Consider the following 20654-nt stretch of genomic DNA (forward strand, 5'->3'; position numbering starts at 1 on the left):
GCCGCCGGCTCAGGCCAGCCTCAACCTCGGCCACACCACAAGCAAGAACCACACCAGTCCCAGCGTCGTCGAACTCGTCGGCGCCTAGCCCACCCATTACCGGTTCACACCAGATTGACAACCAGCGGAATCGAGTGAACTAGTCGCCAGGGCTGGGTGTGAGTATGTCGTGAGTAGGATGGCCGCATGACTCAGAGCACCCCACTGAAACCCGTCACACTCACCGGACGGCTGGTTCGGCTGGAACCCCTGTCGCACGAGCACCACGACGAGCTGTGCGAAGCGGTGCGCGATGGTGAGCTGTGGAGGCTCTGGTACACCACCGTTCCCACCCCGGACGGCATGGCGGCGGAGATCGACCGACGGCTCGGACTTCAGGAGGCCGGGAGCATGTTGCCCTTCGCCACCCGCCGCCTGGCAGACGACCGCGTGATCGGCATGACCTCCTACATGAACATCGACCCCACGATCCCGCGCGTGGAGATCGGGTCCACGTGGAACTCGGCCTCCGCTCAGGGCACGGGGACCAACGCCGACTCGAAACTGGCATTGCTCGGCTACGCCTTCGACACCTTGGGGTGTCCGGCCGTCGAGCTGCGCACGGCCTGGATCAATACCCAGTCGCGGCGGGCCATCGAACGTCTGGGCGCCAAACTGGACGGCGTGCTGCGGCGCCACTCCTACACCCGGGACGGCTCACTACGGGACACCTGCGTCTACTCGATCACGGCGGACGAATGGCCCCAGGTACGTTCCATGCTCCGCTTCCGGCTGGGCGAGGATGTGGTGGCCTGACCTTCGGCAGTCACTTTGGTCCGAAAAAACGGCGGCGAACTCTCGGACCAAAATGACTGCCAATCGAGGGGAGAACCGACCAAAGTGACTGCTGATCTGAGTGAGCTGAGACGCCGCCCGGGACGCCCCGCTACCCTGGGGGCATGCGTGCAATCGAGATCAGTGAACCGGGCGGACCGGAGCAGCTCCGCCTGACCGACCGTCCGAAACCCGTGCCCGGCCCCGGCGAGGTCCTGGTGCGCGTGGCCGCCGCGGGCGTCAACCGCGCGGACGTACTGCAGCGTCAGGGCTTCTACAATCCCCCACCCGGAGCCACCGACATCCCCGGCCTGGAGGTCGCCGGCACCGTCGAGGCGCTGGGTACGCCTGCGCCCGTCCCTGCCGCAACACCCGTGTCAACCGGCACCACCCCAGCCGATGCCCCGGAATACGCTCCCGCCCTCGGCGATCGGGTCGCGGCCCTGCTGTCCGGCGGTGGCTATGCGGAGTATGTGACGGTGCCGGCCGGCCAGCTGATCCCGCTGCCCGATGACATGTCCTTCACTGACGCCGCCGCCCTGCCCGAGGTCCTGTCCACCGTCTACTCCAATGTCTTCGCGGGTCCCGAACCCGGTTCGGGCGCCCATCTGGCGGCGGGCCAGTGGCTGCTGGTCCACGGCGGCGGCTCCGGAATCGGCACCTGTGCGATCCAGATGGCCCGGGTCTTCGGTGCCAAGGTCGCCGTCACCGTGGGCAGCGCCCGCAAGGCCGAGTTCTGCCGCGAGCTGGGCGCCGACGCTGTCATCGACTACAAGACCGAGGACTTCGTGACACGCATCAAGGAGGTCACCGCGGCGGCCTCCCCGACCGATGCCTTCGGCGAGCCCCGCAAGCCCGGGGCCGATGTCATCTTCGACGTGATCGGCGCGAAGTATCTGGAGCGCAATATCCGGGCACTGACCACTGGCGGGCGCCTGAGCATCATCGGCCTGCAGGGCGGGGTCAAGGCTGAGATCAACCTCAACGCCCTGATGACCGGGCGCAAATCCGTGATGGGCACGACCCTGCGCGCCCGCCCGGCCGGCCAGAAGGCCGCGATCGTCTCCGAGGTCCGTCGCCGGGTCTGGCCGCAGGTGCTCGCCGGGGCGATCCGGCCCATCGTCCACCGGGTCCTCCCCCTGGGCGAGGCCGGCGCCGCTCAGACCCTGCTGGAGGACGGGACCAGCATCGGCAAGGTCGTGCTCGACGTCGCGGACGCTCACGCCTGATGGGCCTGCTCGACAGATTCCGCAAGCCGAAGGCCCCCACCGCCGACGACCTCTACGGCACCGGCCTGTGGCGTCAGCACCGCGACCGCTTCAACCGTGCGGTGGACCGCTTCTACGACACCGCCCTCGCCGTCCACCGGGAGCACCCGGCGGAGTCGGACGGGACCGGACCGGCCGCGACTCAGGGAAGCGCACACGGACAAGCCACGGCCACAGCAGGCACCTCGGCCCCGGAACCCCCGGCGGAGACCCTGGCACAACTCACCCATACCCTGGGCGAAGCGAGCGCCGCAGTCGATGCCGTCGCGCAGGCAGCGCAGGAGTCCTTCCCGATCGATGGCATGGTCCTGCCCGCGCCCGCCCGCGCCCGGGTGGGCCGCCTGCCGGAGCTGCTCTCGCGCGCTGCCGCCAAGGTCGCCGAGGCCGCCCAGGCCGCCGCTATGAGCCGGGTGGCGCTGCGCACCGGCGGCGATGGGCTCGAGGCCGCGGCGGCAGCGCACCGCTACGTCGCCGATGCCGCAGAACTCGTCGGGCAGTGCTCGGCGATCGCCTCCGGGTGGGGCGAGAACTCCGAACCGTTAAACTCATAGGGTGAATGACCTCAGCGGGATCCGCCTGATCGCAACAGACCTCGACGGTACCCTGCTGCGCCACGGCCAACCGATCGCCCCGGCCACGGTGGCCGCCGTCCGCGCAGCCCTGGATGCCGGGATCGCCGTCCTGCCTGTGACCGGCCGGCCCCTGCACTGGCTGGACATCCTGCGCACCGACCTGCCCGAACTCGACCGCGTGATCGCGGCCAACGGCACCGTGGTCTACGACCTCCACCAAGAGCAGGTGCTGTGGAAGTCCACGATCACACCCGCCCTGACCGGCGCATTCGCCCGGCTTCTGGACGAACGGGTCCCCGACGCGGTCCTGGCCTTCGAAACCCTGGCGGGTTCCGTGGTCGAGCCCTCTTTCAAGGGCCGCACGCCCCGCAACGCCTCCGTCGTCACCCGTGCCGAGGTCGTGTCCGGCGACACCACACCGGAATCCCTGGCCGATGTCATCAAAATCCTGGTACGGATCCCCGGCAACACCGACTCCGCGAAGCTGCAGGACGCCATCGCCCCGCTGACCCGGCTGGATTCCGGCGCCCTGCACGGAACCTATTCCGATCCGCACAACGGGCTGCTCGAGCTGTCCCCCGCGGGAGTCACGAAGGCCCATACGCTGGAGCTCTACACCAGGTCCCTCCAGCTCACCCCGGAACAGGTCGTGGCCTTCGGCGATATGCCCAATGACATCGAGATGCTGCGCTGGGCCGGCACCAGCTTCGCCATGACCGGCGGCCACCCGGATGCGCTGGCCGCGGCGACCGGCGCTTGCCCGGAACTGGACGCGGGCGGCGTGGCCGAACCGATTCGGCGTATCCTTTCAGCGCAGGCCACCCGGTAACCCCGCTGCGGACGCGCCTGCAAACATCGACCCTATCCGGACCACGGACACGATCCACAGACAAGGAGCCCCCACACTCATGATCGACGGCAAGTACACGCTGACCGCTGACACCCCGATGGGACCCAAGCGCGGAGTCCTGACGCTGACCAGTGAGGGCACAGAGCTCAGCGGCGAGCTCACCTTCAGCAACAAGTCGGGCAAGTCCATGGATCTGCCCTTCACCGGCGGGCGCTTCGACGGGGACGACTTCTCGATCTCCGGCAAGCAGAAGGTCGTCGTGTTCTCATTGGAGTACGAGATCACCGGCCGGGTCGAGGGCGATGTGCTCAGCGCATCGGCGAAGACCTCCATGGGGCAGATGAAGATCTCCGGCACCCGGATCTGAACCGGAGGCCGGAGGTCGCTCCGGCCCTGATCACCCCAGGAAGCTCCGCAGGCCGGCGACCAGGCCGTGTTCCTCCACCGGGGGCGCGACGAAATCGGCCAGTTCCTTCAACTCGTCGCGGGCCTGGCCCATGACGATCGCATGGCCGGCCCAGTCGAGCATCTCGGCGTCGTTCGAACCGTCGCCCGCGGCCACGGTGTGTGCCCGGTCCACGCCGAGCAGGTCAGCGACCCGTTGCAGGGCCGAGGCCTTGGAGATCCCCTCCGGCGAGATGTCCAGCCAGTTGCTCCAGCCCACCGAATACGTCACCCCGTGCAGGCCGATCCGCTTGACCGCCTCCGCGAACTCCGGCTGGCTCCCGCCCAGTTCCCGCATCACGATGCGGGTGGCCTTCTTCGCTTTGAGCTCCTCGAAGGACACCACGTTGTAGTCGCCCCCGGCGGTCAGGTCGCCGCGTGGGAAGTCCTCGGACGCCCAGCGCACCAGGTTCTCGTCCTCGACCATGTACAGGGCCGTCGGCATGACGGATTCCATCTGCTCCAGAGCGCTGGCCGGGTCGAAGGTCTCCACGTGCACGGGCTTCCAGCCCAACTCCGTGGCCGGGTCCAATTCCATGATGACCGCGCCGTTGGAGCTGATGACGTAGCCGCGCGTCTGTTCCAGACGGTTGGCCACCTCCAGAGCGCCAACGGGCGCCCGCCCCGTCGCGATCACCACGTGCTGCCCGGCGTCGGCCAGGCCCATCAGATAGTCGCGGACCTCTTCGTGCAGAACGCCGTCGTAGTCGACGACGGTCCCGTCGAGGTCCAGGCCGATCAGGTATCGGGCGGTTGCATCAGCGGCCTGGGCCGCGGCCGTGCTCGTCGTGGTCATGGAACCTCCGGTTTCGTTCATGGCATGGGGTACCGACGCCGAGGCCGTGGCCGGCATTCCGGCCACGGTCCGGAACCGGTTCGGTTCAGTAGCGCGGACCCTCCGGGCCATAGGCGGTCATCCCGCCCAGGTACGGCTGCAGGGCCGCGGGAATGCGGACGGAGCCGTCGGCCTGCTGGTGGTTCTCCAGGATCGCAACCAGCCAGCGGGTGTTGGCCATTGTGCCGTTGAGCGTGGCGACCGGGGTCGTGCGGCCTTCGGCATCGCGTTCGCGAATGTGCAGGCGTCGGGCCTGGAAGGTGGTGCAGTTCGAGGTCGAGGTCAGTTCGCGGTAGGTGTCCTGTGTGGGGACCCAGGCCTCGCAGTCGAACTTGCGGGCCGCGGAATCGCCCAGATCGCCGGCGGCGATGTCGAGCACCCGGTAGGGCAGCTCGCACTTGTTGAGCATTTCCTCCTGCAGGCCGAGCATGCGCGCGTGTTCGGCCTCCGCCTGGTCCTGGTGGACATAGGCGAACATCTCCACCTTCTGGAACTGGTGGACGCGGATGATGCCACGGGTGTCCTTGCCGTAGGAACCGGCCTCGCGGCGGTAGCAGCTGGACCAGCCTCCCATCCGGATGGGGCCGCCGGACAGGTCGATGATCTCGTCCTTGTAGTAGCCGGCCAGGGCTACTTCGGAGGTGCCGACCAGGTACAGGTCGTCGGCCTCCAGACGGTAGATCTCATCCGCGTGTTCGCCCATGAACCCGGTACCGGCCATGATCTCCGGCTTGACCAGGGTGGGGGTGATGACGGGAGTGAAGCCCGCCTTCTGGGCCACGTCCCAGGCCATGGTCAGCAGTGCCAGTTCGAGCCGTGCACCGAAACCGGTCAGATAGTGGAAGCGGGCGCCGGATACCTTGGCGCCGCGCTGGGTGTCGATCGCGTGCAGGCGTTCGCCGATCTCCAGGTGGTCGGCCGGAGTGAAGCCCTCGGCTGCGAAGTCACGCGGGGTGCCCTCCAGCCGCAGGGTCACCGACATCTCCTCACCGCCGGAGGGGACTCCGTCGACGATCAGGTTGGGCAGCTTGGCGATGAGCGCGTCGAAGGTGTTGGCGGCATCGTCGGAATCCGCCTGCAGGGCCTTGACCCGGTCGGACAGGCCCTTGGCTTCCTTGACCAGTTCGGCCTTCTTCGCCTTGTCCTTCTCCTGGGCGACCGTCTTGCCGAAGGCCTTCTGTCCGGCACGGGCCGCTTCGAATTCGGTCAGGGTCGCACGCTTGGCCGAATCGGCCGCGAGGATCTGATCGACCAGCGATTCGTCTGCCCCGCGGGCACGCTGGCTGGCCTTGAACTTGTCCGGGAACTCACGCAACTGCTGTAGATCGATCACATATACAGAGTAGCCGGTGGCTCCGACACATGGGGACTCCGGATCCTGGGGCCCGAGGCCACCACCAATCAGCAACTTGATAGAGCGAACTCAGTTGACACACAGGTTCGTATGAGGCAAACTTGAAGGCCAATGTGGGGCGGGTCAACCGTTCCGCGCTGTTTTGAAGGAAGTCACCTGGCATGAAGAACCTGATCCTCGCTCCCGCAGCAGTTCTCGCGGCCGGCGCCATCGCCCTTTCCGGCACCTCCGCCTTCGCTGCGACGGGTGCATCCTTCTCCGGCACGGATAAGACACATGGCCAGCCCAGGGCACAGGATGAAACGGAATCCGCCGCGCCCCAGGCCAAGGCCATTCTGAGCATCACCCCGCAGTCGATCAAGGCCAGCGAACTGACCACCGACAAGGGTGTGAGCATCCAGGTCAGCGGCCTGCCCGCCGGCGTCACCAAGGTGAACTTCAAGGTCACGCAGAAGGTCGGCGACAAGGATATCGAGCCCTACGAGACCAGCACCGGGGTCGAGGACGGCAAGGCCGGCTTCGACCTAGTCAAGGGCGACGCCTCGGCGGACTCGGATGACTACGTCGGTTCCTACACCGTCACCGCCACCTATGAGGGAGCCTTGCAGACCCTGAGCGGCTCGTTCAAGATCACCACGGACAACGGCGACACGGACCCCAGCGCCTCGGCGACGGCCACCGAAACGGAGACGGCTACGGAGACTCCTTCGGACACCGCCTCCCCGACGGACACTGCGACCCCCACGGACTCGGCGACACCCTCGCAGACCGCCACCGGGACCCCCACGCAGACGGCGACGGCCACCCCCACGGAAACCACGCAGGCCCCCGTGAAAGTCGCCAAGCTGGGAGTCGAGCCCAAGAAGATCTCCGCGAAGAACTTCGTCAACGAGAAGAAGGGCGTCCGCCTGTCGGTCACGAACCTGAAGCCGGGCACCGACGTGAAGTTCACGGTCACTCCCAAGGGCGGCAGCGTCACCGGCCTGGACCGCACAGTGGCCGCCGATGAGAACGGCACGGCCCGCTGGGTCGTCTACGGTGTCAGCGCAAGCAACCCCAGCGCCTATGTCGGCGAATACACCGTCAAGGCCGTCCCCGAACACGGCAAGGCACTGAAATCCGGCTTCACCGTAACCGCCGGTGATCCCAATGCCGGTGGCGGAGACGATTCAGACGACAACGGCCCTGGCGACAACGGCACCGGCTCGGGCGATAACGGTTCGAATGACAACGGTTCGGGCAATGGCGGCTCGGAACTGCCGCAGACCGGTGGCGCCGAGCTGGGCGCAGTGGTCGCGGGTTCCATCCTGCTGTTGGTCGGCGGGGCGAGCATCATGGTGACCCGGCGCCGCAAGACGCAGCACTGAGCACACCAACAGCACCCGTGCCGGGCAGCGCGCCCTGACGGGGTTTGAGCCGAGGGCCCGCAACCGAAAGGTTGCGGGCCCTCGGACTATCCGACTTGATGCGGGCCGGTGGGACGAACGCGAGCACCGACACGCGGACACCCGGACGTGCACAAAAACACTCTTTACATTTGTAAAGCACCGGTTATGATGATGAATGCCCCTGCCGCCGACCGTTCCGAGGAGATGCCCACCGTGTCGGATCACACCGAACCCCTGCCCACCGTGGAGGCCACGGCGCCCGGCCCCGACCCAGTCGCCACGGAATCGCAGGCGGGCCCGGAACCACAGGGCTCACCGGAACCCGAACCCATGATCAACGCCGAGGACCTGGGCATGCGGGGCAAGTCCCCCGTGTTCGAACACGTCGACGCGCAGGTCCCGGCCGGCGGCATGCTCGTCATCATCGGCCCCGAGGGCACTGGCAAGACCGCGTTGTTGCTGTCCCTGACCGGACGGATGAAGTTCACCCACGGCCACGCCACCGTAGCCGGCATCGACGTGGCCAAGCAGCCCCGGCGGGTCCGCAGCATCGCGTCCCTGGGACCGGTCAAGGACGTCACCGACCTCGACGACAACCTGACGATCGAACACCACGTGGCAGAACGCATCATCATGTACCAGCCCTGGTACAAGCCCTTCGCCTCCAAACAACACGTGGCCAGGGCACTCGAGGTGATGCGCAGGGTCTCGGCCCGGGTGTCCGCGGCAATCCAACCGGAACCCGGGACACCCGAGGCGCGCACGGCCTCGCGCGTGGCCACCGGCACCTTCCCCGCCAAGTCCTATGTGGGAGACCTGTCCGATCTGGACCGCTTCCTGCTGGGCCTGGCGCTGGCCCTGTTCGCCCATCCACAGGTCGTCGCAGTCGACGACATCGATCTGCTGCGGCGGCGCGAAGACCGCCAGCGCGCCTGGATGTACGTGCTGGCCGGAATGGAATTGCTGGGCATCGCGGATCCGGACGCCACCTCTCCCACGGACCGAACAGCACTTCCGGCGCCCACCTTCATCGTCAGTTGCGAGGACGCCTCGGAACTGGCCGAGGCGCGCGAGCGCGTCCTCGCCCAGGGCCTGACCCCGCCGCCCCTGGTCCCCGTCCGCCTAAGCGCCGACTGACCCCCGCACAGCCTCGAAACACCGAGAAAACACCGAAGAGCCCTTATGTTCTCATTGCCACTGCTGGAAATCACCCGGTTCCGCCGCCACTTGCTCACCCAGTTGGCGCTGCTGACCGTCATCCTCATCCCGACCGTCTACGGCGGCATCTACCTGTGGGCCAACTGGGACCCCACGGGCAACTCCGACCGCTTGGACGCCGCCGTGGTGAACCTGGACGAGGGCGCGCAGGACCCCAAGCTGGACGCCGGCCGGGAGCTGACCGAAAAACTCACCGGTGAGGACGCCGATGCCGGATTCACCTGGAAGACCACCGATGTGGACAGGGCCGCGGACGGCCTCGACTCCGGGAAGTACGCTGCGGTGCTGACCATCCCCGCGAACTTCTCGCGCGAACTGACGTCGACAGCCGGCGACGATCCCGAGCGCACAGAGCTGAAGATCCAGACCAATGACGCGAACAACTATCTGACCGGCAAGATCGCCTCGGTGGTGCTGGGCCAGGTGCGTGAGAACCTCAACGAGACGACCACCGCCAAGTACGTCGACCAGGTCTATGTGGGCTTCAACGACATCCACAAGAACATGGTCAAGGCCGCGGACGGGGCGGACACCGTCCATGAAGGCGCGGCCAAGCTGGCCACGTCCTCGGACACCCTGGCCGATGGGGCGGGCCAGCTGCACGATGGCGCGGGGCAACTGGTCGACGGCACCGGTCAGCTGCACGATGCGACCGGCAAGGCGGTCACCGGGGCCAAGAGTCTGGCGACCGGGATCGGCAAGATCGACGATGCATCCGGCACCCTGGCCGACGGCTCGGGCAAGCTGGCCGATGGCGCAGGTGACCTGACCACGGGAGCTAAGAAGGTCGCCTCGGGCGCCGACAAGCTCAGCGACACCGCGGATGCCGCGACGCAGAAGGCCGATGAGTTCAAGGACCGCGCCGACACCCTGGTGGACAATACCGTGCCGGTGATCGACCGGGCGGCCGACGACCTGGACGACGCCCACCACAAGGTCAAGGGCGATATCACCGAGCAGCTGCGGGCCCTGCAGAAGAAGTACCCGGACGACCCCCAGGTCAAGAAACTTGTGGAGAGCGCCCAGAGCGTGGGCAAGGACCTGGACGACGCCCACGACCGGGCGACCAAGGGCTTCGAGAAGGCCAAGCAGGCACGCAAGGACACCACAGCCAAAGCCGATGAGCTGATCGGGAAGGTCCACGCCGCCGATAAGAGCATCGGCACCCTGGCCGGCGGCGCACGGACCGTAGCCGACGGCGCCGGCAAACTGCACACCAACACCGTGACCCTGGCCAAGGGGGCCGACAAGCTGCACACCGCCACCGGCACCGCGGCAGACGGCGCGCAGACCCTGGCCTCGGGCTCGGTCCAGCTCGACGCGGCCGCCGGCAAGATCGATACAGCCGCCGGCAAGCTGAACACGGCATCGGGCAAACTGGCCGACGGGGCGGGGCAACTGCACGACGGCGCGACCAAGATCGACGACGGCACGGGGAAACTGGCCACGAGCATCCGCGACGGCGCCAAAGAGGTCCCGACCTACGATAAGGACTCCCGCGATGCGCACTCCAAGGCCGTTGCCCTGCCGGTGACCGGCGATGACACGCCGAAGAACCATGTGGCCTTCTACGGCGAGGGCATGGCCCCCATGTTCATCAGCATCGGCCTGTGGATCGGCGGCATGATCACCTATATGGTTCTGGGCGCGATCCCCTACCGGGCCCTGGCGACCAGCGCGAAGTCCTACCGGATCGCACTGTCGGGCTGGTGGCCGGCGGTGATCTTCGGCTGTCTGCAGGTCGCGGTGCTCTACGCCTTCCTGGTGTTCGTCCTCGACTTCACGGCGGCCAGCTGGATCGCCACCCTGCTGTTCAGCATCATCGTCACGGCGTCCTTCCATGCGATCCACCAGATGTGCGTGATCCTGTTCGGCGGGATCGGCCGTCTGCTCGCCCTGGTGCTGCTGATCCTGCAGCTGGGCGCGGGATCCGGCTCCTATCCGGTGGAACTGGGACCGGGCTTCTTCCAGGCGATCGCGCCCTATCTGCCGATGACCTACGCGATCAAGGGCCTGCGCGCGCTGATCTCCGGCGGCGATCCGGGACAGGTCGCCAGTGCCCTGCTGGGCCTGGTGGTGATCGGTGTCGTGGGCATGCTCGTCAGCGTCATCGCCTGCAACGCCAAGCGGATGATCAAGCTCAAGGACCTCCACCCCAGCTTCACACTGTGACCGCATAGAATGAGATCCATGGACTTCGGCGAGAACTTCCTGCTGACCGCGGTGGCGCTGCTGGTCGTCTTCCTCATCGGCATCGCCATTGGGGTCGCGATCGGCACCGCGCGCACGCGCCGTGCCGTGCTCGGACACGAGCCGGGCACCACCCCCGGCGCAGACGGTTCCGAGGCCGAGGCCCCGGCCGGTCCCACGGCCTCGGCCGAATTGGCGATCCCCGTCAAGCGGGCGGCGATCATCCTCAACCCGTCCAAGCCAGCCGCACGGGCGTTCCGGGCGACCGCCTTCGCGATCTGCCGGCAGGAGGGCTGGGCGCCGCCGCTCATCATCGAGACGCGGATCGACGATTCCGGTTCGGCCATGGCGCGCACCGCTGTGGCCGCCGGGGTGGACGTGGTGATCGCAGCGGGCGGCGACGGCACCGTGCGCGCGGTGGCGCAGGGCCTGGTGACCGCGGGGCTCGCGGACGGGCAGACCAGGCCCGCCATGGGGATCGTTCCGCTGGGCACGGGGAATCTGCTGGCGCGCAATCTGCACATCGTGCTGGAGCGCCCCGAATGGGCTCTGCGGATCGCTCTGTGGGGTGGGGACGCGCCCACGGACGTGGCGGTCGCGCAGATCAGCCCGGACGAGGATGCCAAACAGCACGTGTTCATGGTGATGGCCGGGATGGGCTATGACGCTGCGGTTATGGCCGATACGAACCCGGCGCTGAAATCCAAGGTCGGCTGGCTGGCCTATGTGGAGGCGGGCTCCCGCAAGCTCGGCGGCGACCGGACCAAGGTGTCCGTGAGCTTCGACGACAATCCCGCGAAAACCTACCGGGTGCGCTCGATCGTCGGCGGCAACGCCGGCAAACTGCAGGCCGGGATCGAACTGCTGCCCGGCGCCAGCCTGTCCGACGGCCTGATGGACGTCCTGCTCATCACGCCGAAGAACCTGGCACAGTGGATGGGCGTGTTCGCCTCGATCGGCACCGGCAAGCAGAAGAAGGGCATCCACACGGAGATCGTGCGGTGCAAGACCGTGGAGATCGAAGCGAACGAGGAGATCGAGGTGCAGGTCGACGGCGACGCACTGGGGGCCTCGGACTATCTGAAGATGCAGGTCGTCCCGGCCGGAATCACGATCCGTGTGCCGACCGCCGAGCAGCAGCACCAGATCCGCTTGGAGGACTGGCGGATTCTATAGCCGGCGGACGCCCTGCCGCGGGCTCCTGTGATGCACGCTGAGCGGAGTCTTCGGACACGCCGACAAAAATCCTTGTGATCCCCGAACGACTGCGTAGTCTGGAAGATCCACAGTACATCGTTCGACTTCCTCATCGGAACGAAGGCAGGCAGATCCATGCGGGCAAGGGTTCTTCTGGCACCGGCCGTTCTGGCCGTGGGCCTCATCATGGCCACCACTCAGGTCACGAACGCGCAGGCGGACGCCGCGCTGACCTCTCAGACCGGACAGAGCGCGGCACAGAAAGCCGCCTCCGTGGACATCTCCGCGGGTGACTCGGACCTGGCGACGACGCCGGCGGACCAGCCCTCCGCCCAGCCGACGGACGGCGCCTCCGGGGATGCGACCTCGCCGGCGGGGACCAGCGCAGGTGCCACCGACGGACACGACGATACGACGGCGGTCGACGTCTCGGGCGTCAAGGCAGTGCCCGCCACCGCGAAACTCACCGGCGAGGAATCCGCCAAGGGGCTCAAGGTGACGTTCTCCGGGCTCGAACGCGGGGCCACCTACTTCACCACGGTGGCTGCCGGGCCCACCTCACTTGACAGCGCCACCCCCGTGACCTTCACCGCCGACGCCCCCACCAAGACCGTGACCTATGCGCCGCACGCCGCGGGTATCTCCGGGGGCGAGAACCACGTCTACGTCGAGGACGCCTCCGGGACCCGGCACGAGCTGGCCTCCTTCGAGGTGACCTCGCCGCTGCCCGACCCGCGGTTCACACTGGACACCACGCGGATCTCCACGAACGACCTGGCCGTCAAGGGCGTCAACGTCAAGGCGCAGGCCGCCGGCGGGGACGACGACCACCTGACCGTCAGCCTGCTGGAGCACTTCGCACCGGGCAGCGCACAGAGCGATCCCGAGCCCATGGCCGGGACCTCGGCCGCCGCCGGCGATGACGGTCTGGCCGATATGAATCTCAAGGCGCTCAACATCGACCCGGGCCAGTACTCGGTGGTCGTGTACAACGACGCGGGCACGATCCTGTACGAACAGATCCTCACCGTCGTCGGCTGAGCTCGGCTGAGTCCGGCTGCGGCTGAGACGGTCCGTTCCACGGGCGCTCCGATATCCTCGGGGCGCCCGTTTCGCGTCTAGGCTGGTGGGCGGAAGACCAGCCATCCCCGGCGCCGGACACGCGCCGAACATCCCTACAAAGGAAGAGTCCCATGGCGAAGCTGAAGAAGATCGCACGAGGCCGCAAGCTTGCGGAACAGGCACTGCACGAACGCGGAACGGTCGCCAGCGAACTGGCGGGAAGGGAATCCTCCCACCATGAGGGTTTCCTGGCCCATCTGAATATCAAGACCGGCTGGTTCTTCCTGGCCTTCGCCGCACTCATCGCAGTCCTGTTGCTGCCCACCGGCGACGACCTGCCCCTGGCCGGCAAGCAGGCTCTGGCGATCCTGGCCTTCGCCGTCATCATGTGGGTGACCGAGGCCGTGAGCTACCCGGTGTCGTCGGTGATGGTGCTGGGACTGATCGCGATCATGGTGTCCTTCGCCCCACCCGTTGACGACCCGGGTGCCGGCGCCATGGGAACCGCTGCCTCGCTGAAACTGGCGCTGGGAGGATTCGCGTCCTCGGCCGTGGCACTGGTCGCAGCCGCCCTGGCCCTGGCAGCCGCCATGCAGGCCACCGGGCTGCACAAGAGGCTGGCCCTGCTGGTGCTCAAGTTCGCCGGCGAGAAGACCAGCCACATCGTGGTCGGCGCGATCGTCATCTCCATCATCCTGGCCTTCTTCGTGCCGTCCGCCACCGCCCGCGCCGGCGCCGTGGTGCCGATTCTCCTCGGCATGGTCGCGGCCTTCGGAATGGCCACCAACTCGAAACTGGGCGCCCTGCTCATCATCACGGCGGTCCAGGCCGTGTCGATCTGGAACGTCGGCATCAAGACCGCCGCCGCGCAGAACCAGGTGGCGATCGGCTTCATCCAGGATCAGATGCACACGAATGTGTCCTGGGGCCAGTGGCTGTTGTGGGCCGCCCCCTGGTCGATCCTCATGTCGATCGCACTGTTCTTCGTCATGCGCTGGGCGATCAAGCCCGAGACCGACCGGATCGAGGGCGGACGCGCCGTCATCGATGCGAACCTGAAGGAACTGGGACCGCTGAGCGCCAAGGAGATCCGGCTGATCATCGTGGCCGTGCTGCTGCTGGCCTGCTGGGCGACCGAGGACCTGCACGGCATCGACTCGACGACCACCACGCTCATCGCCATCGGCATCCTGCTGACCCCGCGGATCGGCGTATTCAGCTGGAAGACCGTGGAGAAGCTCATCAACTGGGGCACGCTCATCGTGTTCGCGATCGGCATCTCGCTGGGCAGCCTGCTGCTGAACACGGGAGCCGCGACCTGGCTGTCGGAGAAGACCTTCGGCGCACTGGGGATCTCGAACATGCCGATGCTGGCGATGATCGCACTGGTCAGCCTGTTCACGATCCTCATCCACCTGGGCTTCGCCTCCGCCACATCGCTGAGCTCGGCCCTGATCCCGGTGTTCATCGCGCTGGCCACCTCGATCCCGGGCGGTGCGCAGGGCGGGCTGGGCTTCGTCATCATCCAGCAGTTCGTCATCAGCTTCGGCTTCCTGCTGCCGGTGTCCGCCCCGCAGAACATGCTGGGCTACGGCACTGGCGCCTTCACCGCCAAGCAGTTCCTCAAGACGGGCATCCCGCTGACCGTGATCGGCTATGTGCTGGTCGTGGTGTTGTCGGCCACCTACTGGAAGTGGATCGGCCTGGTCTGAGGAGGATGACCATGAGTGAGCCCGCTCCCGATGTGACCCCGCCCGGGTCCGCGCCGGTTCCCGATCCCGCGTGGAGTTGGAAGCTGCACGATTCGCGTGGGGCCTCGAGCATCTGCACAATGCTGGTGCTGCTGGGCGCCACGGTCGTCTGGATCGCCGCGCTGTCACACGACACGACCCTGTGGGTCCTGGCTCCGGTGCTGGGCGCCGGTGCCGCGGTGATCACCGTGCTGCGGGCTCGGAACCTCTGGCTGCTGGCCTGGGCGATCGTGGCGATCCTCAGCCCCGCCTACTATCTGCCGCTCGCCGGCGGGATGAACTGAGACAGACGGCGGCTGCGGGTGAGCAGTCATTTTGGTCTGGCGCCCGCACGATTCGCAGGCGATTTGGTCCGAGAATCCCGCCTAGAATCAGACCAACTTGACTGCTCATCGAGGAGGATGAACTGAGTCAGTCGGCGTAGAGTTGTGACCCATGAGCATTGAGGACATTCGGCGGGATCTGGACCTGCGAGCAGTCGGGGAGATCTTCTATCTGCGCACCCTGGACCAGTTGACGGTCAACGTCTTGGACGGCGAATCCGGTCTACCCGGCTGGACCCGCAAGCACGTGGCCGTGCACATGATCAACAACGCCGAGGCCCTGATGCGGCTGCTCGATTGGGCGACTACGGGTGTGGAGAACCCCATGTACCCCTCCCGCACGGTTCGCGATGCAGAGATCGAAGAGGGTGTGGCGACGATCGAGGTCTCGGACGTCCGCGGCATCAGCCACGAGGTCGCAGTGGAACTCGCCGCCGCCCTGCCCGAGCCCGAATCCCCCGCCTGGGATGCTCAGGTGCTCAACGGCCGTGGTGAGCCGATCATGGCAGCCGCGATTCCGTGGATGCGGGCGCGCGAGGCCCTGCTGCATGCCCTTGACCTCAACATCGGGATGACCGCCCTGGACTTCCCCACAGCCGCCATCGACCGGCTGCTGACCGACGTGGAAACGGTGTGGGCGGCCCGCGCCGAACCTGCGAACTTCCTCCTGCACATCACCGACCGACCGGATCGCCCCGAACTGGCGAACTACCTCCTGGCCTGCGGCGATGCCGCGGCTTTCAGCGCCGAACCGGTCGAACTGACGGGCGAGGCCGCAGAGCTCGTCTCGTTCCTGCTGGGCAGGGGCTGGCCCCGCGGGCAGGCCCCGGCCGGGACCTCGGCGTCGGTGCCGCAACCACCCGCCTGGCTGTAGAGGAGGCCAAACGCGTTGTGGTTCCCGTTTGGGGCCGTCGCTTCGAAACGACGGCCCCAAGCGGGAACCACGACTGACTTTCCGGGAGCGTCCGCCTCAGCCGCGGCGGGGGCCCTGTTTGGACCGCGGTCCCGCGGTCCGCACGCCCACCACGGTCCCCGTCACCGAGGCCGCGGGCAGTTCCGCGATCGCGTGCGACATCCGCCGCGCCCGGCTGCGCTGGTAGGGATCGGCCACCGTCACGTCCCCGCCCATTCCTGCGGCGAAGATCCGATTCGCCTGGGCCAGCCGGCTCAGCGCCGCATCCAGTTGCACGCCGAGGCTCTGCAGCTGCGAATGCGCGTCTGCGACCTCCTCGCGCAGCTGCAGGATTCGCTTGATCCCGGCCAGACTGACGCCCTCGTCCTGGCTCAGGCTCTGCACCAGGCGCAGCTTCTCGATGTCACTGGCCGAATACCTGCGGCCGCGACCGGGAGTGCGTTTGGGCGTGACCAGACCCATACGGTCGTATTGCCGTAGGGTCTGCGGGTGCATGCCCGCAAGCTCTGCGGCCACGGATATCACGTAGACCGCGGCATGTGGGTCGATCTCCATGGCCACTCACCTCCTCCTTGATTCGATCATGCATCAGTGCGCCGACCGGCACCGGCACGGTGCCGGCCGGCGCCGTGTTCGGTGCCGCGCCGGCGCCGTGTTCGGTGCCGCGCCGGCGCCAGCGCAACTCAGCTGTTCTTCGCCTTCGCGTACAGATCGGCGCGCGGGTCCTCGCCCTCGGTGGCCTTGGCGAAGGCCTCGACCGCCTGCTTCGCGTCCTTGCTCATCCGCTGCGGCACGTGGACCTCGACGGTGACCAGCAGATCGCCGGTGTGCTTCTTCGTCTCGATCCCCTTGCCGCGCACGCGCAGCACGCGCCCCGACGGGGTGCCGGCAGGCACCTTGAGCCGTACGGGGAAGCCGGACAGAGTGGGAACCTGGACCTCTGCGCCCAGGGCGGCCTCGGCGAATGTCACCGGCACGGTCACCCGCAGGTTGTCACCGTCACGGGTGAACACAGGATGCGGTTCGACGTTGACCGTCAGCACCACATCGCCGGCCTCGCCGCCGTTGGGACTGGCCTTGCCCTTGCCGCGCAGGCGGACCTTCTGGCCGTCCTTGACGCCGATCGGCGTGCGCACGTTCAGCGGCGAACCGTTGGGCATCTTGAGCTTGACCGTGGCGCCTTTGGCGGCCTCCGTGAAGGACAGGCGCGTAGACGCCTTGATGTCCCCGCCCTTGACAGGGCCGGGCTGATAGCCCCGGCCACCGCCAAAGCCGCCACCGCCGAAGGCCCCGCCGAACAGATCGGACAGGTCCGGGCCACCGGCACCGCCGAAGCCACCGGGACCGCCACTGTACTGGCCGCGGCCGCCGCCGGAGTTGAACAGCCCGGAGAACACGTCCTCGAAACCGCCACCGGCGCCACCTGGACCACCGGCGCCCGCGGTGAAACGCGCGCCCGAGCCCATCGCGCGGACCTGGTCATACTGCTTGCGGGTCTCCTTGTCGGCCAGCACCTGGTGGGCCGCGCTGATCTCCTTGAACTTCTCCTCGGCCTTCTTATCACCAGGATTCGCATCCGGATGGTACTTGCGAGCCAGCTTCCGATAGGCCTTTTTGATGTCCGCGTCGGAGGCGTCCTTGTCGACCCCGAGGACCTTGTAGTAGTCCTTCTCGAACCACTCATTCTGAGGCCCGGCGTTCATCTGGCACCTCCTTTCCGCAGGACGTCATTCCCGCTTGCGGGATCACTCCCGCTGATTGTCTTCATCGTTTCCAAAATCTTATGGCGGTGGCGGCCAATCCCCCGGCTTGTCCCGGGAATCGACCGCCACCGATCATGTATGCGCCCACTCAGTCGGAGGTCACTCCTCCGGCAGGTGCACGCCTACGCGGGCCGCGCGGATCACGCGCTCGCCCAGCTTGTAACCCGGCTGCATGACGAGGAACACGGTGGGCTCCTCGACTGCGCCGTTGGGCTGCTGCATCAGAGCCTCGTGCAGAGCGGGGTCGAACTCGTCGCCCACCGCGCCATACTGTTCGACGCCCACCTTGGACAGCGCCTCGAGCAGCTTGTTCACATGGGTCTCGAAGGGCCCCGTGACATCGCCGGCGTCGGCAGCCAGCTTAACCTCGTCGAGCACCGGGATGAGCGCCTCGACCAGGGCAGCCGAACCGGCCTCCTTGGCCTTGGCCTGATCGCGCTCCGAGCGGCGGCGGTAGGCCGCGTACTCGGCGTTCAGACGCTGCAGGTCATCCAGGTACTTCGCGGCCTCATCGGCCACCGGGGCCTCGGCGGTCCCTGCCGTGGCGTCCGAGCCCTGGCCGGCCGTGGCGTCTGCCGACGCACCGTCCGTCGGGGCCGAGGCCGCGGATTCCTCCGCGGCCTCGGCAGCTGCTGCGGCGTTGCCGTCGGCGGCCGCCCGCTCGGCTGCGGATTCCTCCGCGGTCTGTTCCTGCGGCTCGCGCACCTCGCCCGTCTCCGGGTCGATGCGGCGCTTGTCGGCGAAGGTGAACGACTGTTCCTGGGACTCGCCCGAAGCGCCGCCCTGATCAGGAGTAGTCATTACTTCTTCTCCTCGTCATCGTCTTCCACGACCTCGGCGTCGACGACATCGTCATCGGCGGAACCGGTGGACTCGGCACCCTCGGCGCCCGCCTCCGGAGCGGCGTTCGCGTACAGGGCCTCGCCCAGCTTGGTCTGCGAGGCGGTCAGCTTCTCCAGCGCGGATTCCACAGCGGAATCGTCGTCGCCCTTGAGGGCTTCCTTCAGCGCGTCGACGTCGGCCTGGACCTCGGTGCGGACATCTTCGGGCAGCTTGTCCTCGTTGTCCTTGATGACCTTCTCCGTGGAGTAGGCCAGGTTCTCCGCCTGGTTGCGCTTATCGGCGGCCTCACGGCGCGCCTTGTCCTCATTGGCGTGCTCTTCGGCTTCCTTGACCATGCGATCGATGTCGCTCTGGTCCAGGCCCTGGCCGCCGGTCAGCGTCACGGACGCCTCCTTGCCGGTGCCCTTGTCCTTAGCGGACACGTGCACGATGCCGTTGGCGTCGATGTCGAAGGACACCTCGATCTGCGGCACGCCACGGGGGGCCGGGGCGATGCCGGACAGTTCGAAGTTGCCCAGCAGCTTGTTGTCCGAGGTGAACTCGCGCTCGCCCTGGTACACCTGGATCGACACGGAGGGCTGATTGTCCTCGGCCGTGGTGAAGGTCTCCGACTTCTTGGTGGGAATCGGGGTGTTGCGCTCGATCAGCTTGGTCATCACGCCGCCCTTGGTCTCCAGACCCAGCGACAGCGGGGTCACGTCGATCAGCAGCACGTCCTTGCGTTCACCCTTGAGCACGCCGGCCTGGACGGCGGCGCCGATGGCGACGACCTCGTCCGGGTTGACGCCCTTGTTGGGCTCACGGCCGTCGGTCAGCTTCTTGACCATGTCGGACACGGCGGGCATACGGGTCGAACCGCCGACCAGCACGACGTGGTCGATCTCGGAGACCTTGACGCCGGCGTCCTTGATGACGGTTTCGAAGGGCTTGCGGGTGCGCTCCAGCAGATCCGAGGTCAGTTCTTCGAACTTCGCGCGGGTCAGCGACTCGTCCAGGTGGATCGGGCCGTTCTCGCTCATCGACAGGTACTGCAGGCTGATGTTGGTGCTGGTCGCCGAGGACAGTTCCTTCTTGGCCTGTTCCGCGGCCTCCTTCAGGCGCTGCAGGGCGGTGGTGTCCTTTGCCAGGTCCACGCCGTCCTTGTTCTTGACCTGCTTGATCAGGTAGTCGACGATCCGCTGATCCCAGTCGTCGCCGCCCAAGCGGTTATCGCCCGAGGTGGCGCGCACCTGAATGGTGGAGAAGTCGTCTTCGTCCTTGCCGACTTCCAGCAGGGACACATCGAAGGTGCCGCCACCGAGGTCGAAGACCAGGATGAGTTCGTCTTCCTTGCCGCGCTCCAGGCCGTAGGCCAGGGCCGCTGCGGTCGGTTCGTTGATGATGCGCAGGACGTTCAGGCCGGCGATCTGGCCGGCGTCCTTGGTCGCCTGGCGTTCCGCGTCGTTGAAGTAGGCGGGGACGGTGATGACCGCGTCGGTCACCGTGTCCTGCAGGTATTCCTCAGCATCGTGCTTGAGCTTCTGCAGGATGCGGGCGGAGACCTCCGGTGCGGTCATGGACTTGCCACCCAGTTCGGTGGTCCAGTCGGTGCCCATGTGGCGCTTGACGGAGGCGACCGTGTTCTTGACGTTGGTGACGGCCTGGCGCTTGGCGATTTCGCCGACCAGGGAGTCGCCGTTCTTGTTCACCGCGACGACCGACGGGGTGGTGCGGCCACCCTCCGCGTTCGCGATGACCTTCGGCTCGCCGCCTTCCAGAACGGCGACGACCGAGTTCGTGGTTCCGAGGTCGATACCCACTGCACGAGACATATGTTGAATCCTTCCCTTGACTATCGCTGTCTGTTGCGCCCGGGGCCGGTCCCGCTGTG

19 protein-coding genes are annotated in these 20654 nt (G+C 67.2%); 13 read left to right on the top strand and 6 right to left on the bottom strand.

Annotation, left to right across the window (positions count from 1 at the left end; translation table 11 throughout):
- The first annotated feature begins 186 nt into the window (after positions 1 to 186).
- From NQ036_RS12740 to NQ036_RS12760, 5 genes are all read left to right on the top strand, one after another.
- Complete coding sequence (locus NQ036_RS12740) at positions 187 to 795, top strand: GNAT family N-acetyltransferase (RefSeq protein ID WP_257049355.1); 609 nt, start codon at positions 187 to 189, stop codon at positions 793 to 795.
- A 143-nt stretch (positions 796 to 938) separates the two neighbouring features.
- Entirely contained in the window at positions 939 to 2042 is a 1104-nt protein-coding gene (locus NQ036_RS12745) for an NAD(P)H-quinone oxidoreductase (RefSeq protein ID WP_257049357.1), read from the top strand.
- Positions 2042 to 2632 (top strand): hypothetical protein, encoded by a 591-nt coding sequence (locus tag NQ036_RS12750; RefSeq protein WP_257049358.1) that lies wholly within the window; start codon positions 2042 to 2044, stop codon positions 2630 to 2632. Before NQ036_RS12745 ends, NQ036_RS12750 begins: the two co-directional genes overlap by 1 nt.
- A gap of 1 nt (position 2633) precedes the next feature.
- Positions 2634 to 3482: an HAD family hydrolase gene (locus tag NQ036_RS12755; RefSeq protein ID WP_257049359.1), complete on the top strand. Its 849-nt coding sequence runs from the start codon at positions 2634 to 2636 to the stop codon at positions 3480 to 3482.
- A 79-nt stretch (positions 3483 to 3561) separates the two neighbouring features.
- On the top strand, positions 3562 to 3870 hold the full coding sequence (locus NQ036_RS12760; protein WP_257049360.1) for a hypothetical protein: 309 nt from the start codon (positions 3562 to 3564) through the stop codon (positions 3868 to 3870).
- Positions 3871 to 3900: 30 nt separating this feature from the next.
- Here the strand turns inward: NQ036_RS12760 and NQ036_RS12765 are convergent, their stop codons facing one another.
- Together NQ036_RS12765 and serS are read right to left on the bottom strand one after the other, a co-directional pair.
- A complete protein-coding gene (locus NQ036_RS12765; protein WP_257049361.1) occupies positions 3901 to 4743 on the bottom strand; it encodes an HAD family hydrolase in 843 nt (280 codons plus the stop codon).
- A gap of 85 nt (positions 4744 to 4828) precedes the next feature.
- On the bottom strand, positions 4829 to 6115 hold the full coding sequence (gene serS / locus NQ036_RS12770; protein WP_257049362.1) for a serine--tRNA ligase: 1287 nt from the start codon (positions 6113 to 6115) through the stop codon (positions 4829 to 4831).
- 182 nt (positions 6116 to 6297) lie between these two features.
- On the opposite strand from serS, the gene NQ036_RS12775 reads away from it, so the two are divergent.
- The 8 genes from NQ036_RS12775 to NQ036_RS12810 all read left to right on the top strand — a co-directional run bounded on the left by NQ036_RS12775 (position 6298) and on the right by NQ036_RS12810 (position 16139).
- The gene (locus tag NQ036_RS12775; protein WP_257059500.1) at positions 6298 to 7503 is read left to right on the top strand and encodes an LPXTG cell wall anchor domain-containing protein; all 1206 of its coding nucleotides are present in this window, start codon (positions 6298 to 6300) and stop codon (positions 7501 to 7503) included.
- A 186-nt stretch (positions 7504 to 7689) separates the two neighbouring features.
- Positions 7690 to 8661 (top strand): ATP-binding cassette domain-containing protein, encoded by a 972-nt coding sequence (locus NQ036_RS12780; RefSeq protein WP_257049364.1) that lies wholly within the window; start codon positions 7690 to 7692, stop codon positions 8659 to 8661.
- A gap of 45 nt (positions 8662 to 8706) precedes the next feature.
- Positions 8707 to 10914, top strand: coding sequence for a YhgE/Pip domain-containing protein (locus tag NQ036_RS12785; RefSeq protein WP_257049366.1), 2208 nt, complete (start codon positions 8707 to 8709; stop codon positions 10912 to 10914).
- An 18-nt stretch (positions 10915 to 10932) separates the two neighbouring features.
- Complete coding sequence (locus tag NQ036_RS12790; RefSeq protein WP_257049367.1) at positions 10933 to 12108, top strand: diacylglycerol kinase family protein; 1176 nt, start codon at positions 10933 to 10935, stop codon at positions 12106 to 12108.
- Between the two features lie 156 nt (positions 12109 to 12264).
- On the top strand, positions 12265 to 13170 hold the full coding sequence (locus NQ036_RS12795; protein ID WP_257049368.1) for a hypothetical protein: 906 nt from the start codon (positions 12265 to 12267) through the stop codon (positions 13168 to 13170).
- Between the two features lie 152 nt (positions 13171 to 13322).
- Positions 13323 to 14903: an anion permease gene (locus NQ036_RS12800; protein ID WP_257049369.1), complete on the top strand. Its 1581-nt coding sequence runs from the start codon at positions 13323 to 13325 to the stop codon at positions 14901 to 14903.
- A gap of 11 nt (positions 14904 to 14914) precedes the next feature.
- Complete coding sequence (locus NQ036_RS12805) at positions 14915 to 15226, top strand: hypothetical protein (protein ID WP_257049370.1); 312 nt, start codon at positions 14915 to 14917, stop codon at positions 15224 to 15226.
- 151 nt (positions 15227 to 15377) lie between these two features.
- Positions 15378 to 16139 (top strand): maleylpyruvate isomerase family mycothiol-dependent enzyme, encoded by a 762-nt coding sequence (locus NQ036_RS12810; RefSeq protein ID WP_257049371.1) that lies wholly within the window; start codon positions 15378 to 15380, stop codon positions 16137 to 16139.
- Between the two features lie 96 nt (positions 16140 to 16235).
- Here NQ036_RS12810 and NQ036_RS12815 read toward each other — a convergent pair whose 3' ends face one another.
- From NQ036_RS12815 to dnaK, 4 genes are all read right to left on the bottom strand, one after another.
- Positions 16236 to 16733, bottom strand: a complete 498-nt coding sequence (locus tag NQ036_RS12815; RefSeq protein ID WP_257049405.1) for a heat shock protein transcriptional repressor HspR — start codon at positions 16731 to 16733, stop codon at positions 16236 to 16238.
- 128 nt (positions 16734 to 16861) lie between these two features.
- Entirely contained in the window at positions 16862 to 17881 is a 1020-nt protein-coding gene (locus NQ036_RS12820) for a DnaJ C-terminal domain-containing protein (protein ID WP_257049372.1), read from the bottom strand.
- A gap of 159 nt (positions 17882 to 18040) precedes the next feature.
- Positions 18041 to 18742: a nucleotide exchange factor GrpE gene (locus NQ036_RS12825; protein ID WP_257049373.1), complete on the bottom strand. Its 702-nt coding sequence runs from the start codon at positions 18740 to 18742 to the stop codon at positions 18041 to 18043.
- Positions 18742 to 20595, bottom strand: coding sequence for a molecular chaperone DnaK (dnaK, locus tag NQ036_RS12830; RefSeq protein WP_257049374.1), 1854 nt, complete (start codon positions 20593 to 20595; stop codon positions 18742 to 18744). Before dnaK ends, NQ036_RS12825 begins: the two co-directional genes overlap by 1 nt.
- Between the last annotated feature and the right edge of the window lie 59 nt (positions 20596 to 20654).

It is taken from the genome of Brevibacterium sp. 91QC2O2, from assembly GCF_024580695.1.
GTDB lineage: Bacteria > Actinomycetota > Actinomycetes > Actinomycetales > Brevibacteriaceae > Brevibacterium > Brevibacterium moorei.